The 2,947-nt window shown below is 34.3% G+C and carries 3 protein-coding genes; 1 reads left to right on the top strand and 2 read right to left on the bottom strand.

All coding sequences use genetic code 11. The features are described from left to right. Positions 1-69 precede the first annotated feature (69 nt). Positions 70-789, bottom strand: coding sequence for an adaptor protein MecA (gene mecA, locus HMPREF3270_RS10105; RefSeq protein WP_002481952.1), 720 nt, complete (start codon positions 787-789; stop codon positions 70-72). A gap of 312 nt (positions 790-1,101) precedes the next feature. Next, positions 1,102-1,500, bottom strand: a complete 399-nt coding sequence (gene spxA, locus HMPREF3270_RS10100; RefSeq protein ID WP_002481951.1) for a transcriptional regulator SpxA — start codon at positions 1,498-1,500, stop codon at positions 1,102-1,104. A 421-nt stretch (positions 1,501-1,921) separates the two neighbouring features. Here spxA and trpS point away from each other — a divergent pair, with 421 nt between their 5' ends. Then, complete coding sequence (trpS, locus tag HMPREF3270_RS10095) at positions 1,922-2,917, top strand: tryptophan--tRNA ligase (protein WP_002481950.1); 996 nt, start codon at positions 1,922-1,924, stop codon at positions 2,915-2,917. The last annotated feature ends 30 nt before the right edge of the window (positions 2,918-2,947 follow it).

Below are 2,947 nucleotides of genomic sequence, written 5' to 3'. Positions count from 1 at the left end.
ATCAACCGAATTTGACAAAGAGCCTAAAAAAACCTGCCCTTGTCAGGACAGGTTTCAACTTATTTTATATTATGCTTCTGTTGTATCGTTAAAGAAACGACGTACTTGTGCAGTTACATTATGGCTCATAATGATTTTACCGTAGTCATTTAAATAAACTTCAGAATGATCACTTGGCGTTGCAAATTCTAACAATTGACTGTAGAAGTCATTGATTGTTTCTTCTACTACGCTGTCATCAAAATGAATTGCATAATAATATTCGTTATTCAACATATATAATAAATCTTCAAAGTCATCAGTTGGTTGATTATGGTGATGTGCATAATCAATGACAGATTCTAAATCTTCAAATTTAACAATAACTAAACGACCATTAGTACGACGTGGTTGTTGGAAACGATCTCTTGCTTGAGAGCGATTTGAACGTGATTGCTGTTTTTGTTCAGCTTCTTCATGTTCTTCTTCGAAAGTCTGTTCAAGCAATTCGTTTAATTGACGATCGAATTCACTGTTCATACTATCATCATTTAAATTCATCATTTCTTCGTTTTTAGATTTAGAAATAGTGACTTCCACACCTTTTTCAAAAGCATGTACTTGAATCCATAATGGACCTTCAACTACAAAGTCTTCTTCTTCATTGATTTCTTCCATCATTGACCAGAAGAATTCTTCACCACGTTGACGGTTTGTCCATAAGTCTTCTCTTTTGAAACCTCTTGCTTCAATGTCACCATACGTTATGAAAAGTTTAACAGTTGTATCATCTACGCGCTCTATTCTCATATCATCTCACTCCTTACAGTCGATGAATAGCAATATCTAGACTTTAGACAAACTTTTCTAGAGTCTAGGCAGCGTCTACTTTGTCGACAACCTAGAATAGTACCCATATTGTATAAAAACGGTGTGCAAATTACAATTTATTTGTTTATAAAGGCATAACTGCTCTACCGTTGGCCTATTATAATAACATATTCCCTGAAAACACTCTATAAAAACTACTTATATCAGTAGTTGATCTTTTTTATTACATGCAAAAAGCCACAGTACTTTTGCACTGCAGCCCCTCACATTCATTTAATTGGATTTTAAATCCTATAAGTCCACCATACGTTGCGCTTCTTGTAGTTGGAACGTACGCACTTTTCTTGGTAAGAAACGACGAATTTCATCTTCGTTATAACCAACTTGTAAACGTTTTTCATCTAAGATAATCGGACGGCGTAATAAGCCTGGGTTATCTTGAATAATTGTATATAATTCTTGTAGTGGTAATGAATCAATGTCCACGTTTAGTTTTTGATATGTTTTAGAACGAGTTGAAATAATTTCGTCTGTTCCGTCTTCTGTCATTTTTAAGATTTGTTTAATTTCATCAATTGTTAAGTGTTCTGAAAAAATGTTACGCTCCGTATACGGAATGTCATGTTCTTGTAACCATGCTTTCGCTTTACGGCAAGATGTGCAGCTTGGTGATGTGAATAGTGTTACCATACATCTCACTCTCCTATTTATCATGAATTAAATTCATTGATTTTGTAGATTTAGTTAAGGAATTTATCTAAAATCAAAACGCAGTACTCATCTATGTCCAAATAACTCGTGTTACCTTCAACTTAAACTTTGTCTACACGTTAAAATTTCCTTCTCTTAACTCTATGATTAAAGTATACCCTTTCAACATTAAAATTAAATGAGAAAAAAGGGATTATTTATAGAAAATTTAAAACATACCGAATTCTTGAGATCGAATAGCTAAAATGACGATAGCTTTTCAATATTTTGAATATAAAATGCCACACGGGTATGAGGTTAAAAATTTAGCTACATCTATATTTTAACACACATTACAAATATTTAAAATACTGCTATAATGAAACCATTACTATATTACGTAAGAAAGTGGGCATCTTAAATGGAAACTCTATTTTCAGGAATTCAACCAAGTGGAATTCCAACATTAGGCAACTACATCGGTGCACTTAAACAATTCAGTGAAGTCCAAGATGATTATAATTGTTTCTTCTGCATCGTAGATCAACATGCGATTACAGTACCGCAGGACAGACTGAAATTGCGTGAGCGCATCCGTCAATTAGCCGCAATTTACTTAGCATCAGGAATCGACCCAGAAAAATCAACATTATTTATTCAATCAGAGGTTCCTGCACACGTTCAAGCAGGATGGATGCTGACAACTATTTCTTCTGTAGGCGAATTAGAACGTATGACACAATTCAAAGATAAATCATCTAAACAAACAGAAGGTATCCCTGCTGGTCTTTTAACTTATCCGCCACTTATGGCAGCTGATATCGTACTTTACAATACGAATATCGTACCTGTCGGCGAAGACCAAAAACAACATCTCGAATTAACAAGAAATCTTGTAGACCGCTTCAACAGCCGCTACAACGATGTCTTAGTAAAACCAGAAGTACGTATGCCGAAAATCGGTGGTCGTGTCATGAGTCTTCAAGACCCTACTAAAAAAATGAGTAAAAGTGATGATAATACGAAAAACTACATCTCTTTATTAGATAATCCAAATACAGCAGCTAAAAAAATCAAAAGTGCTGTAACTGACTCAGATGGCATCATTAAATATGACAAAGATAATAAACCAGGTATCAGCAATCTTCTTTCTATTTATTCAAGCCTAACTGACGAATCATTCTCAGACCTTGAAAAACGTTATGAAGGTAAAGGCTATGGCGACTTTAAAGGTGATTTAGCAGAAGTCGTTAAAAACTTCTTAACAGAATTCCAAGAACGCTATAACGATTACTACCATTCAGATAAACTAGATGAAATCTTAGATCTTGGTCGAGACAAAGCTATTAAAGCTTCTTCACGTACATTACAAAAAATGGAAAATGCGATGGGCTTAGGCCGTAAACGCAAAAGATAAAGGCTCTATAATAAATTCGGTTGATGAGAT

Source organism: Staphylococcus sp. HMSC65H10, from assembly GCF_001839185.1.
Taxonomy (GTDB): Bacteria; Bacillota; Bacilli; order Staphylococcales; family Staphylococcaceae; genus Staphylococcus; species Staphylococcus simulans.
The sequence above is the reverse complement of the archived record's forward strand: the minus strand, read 5'-3'. Positions and strand labels throughout refer to the sequence as shown.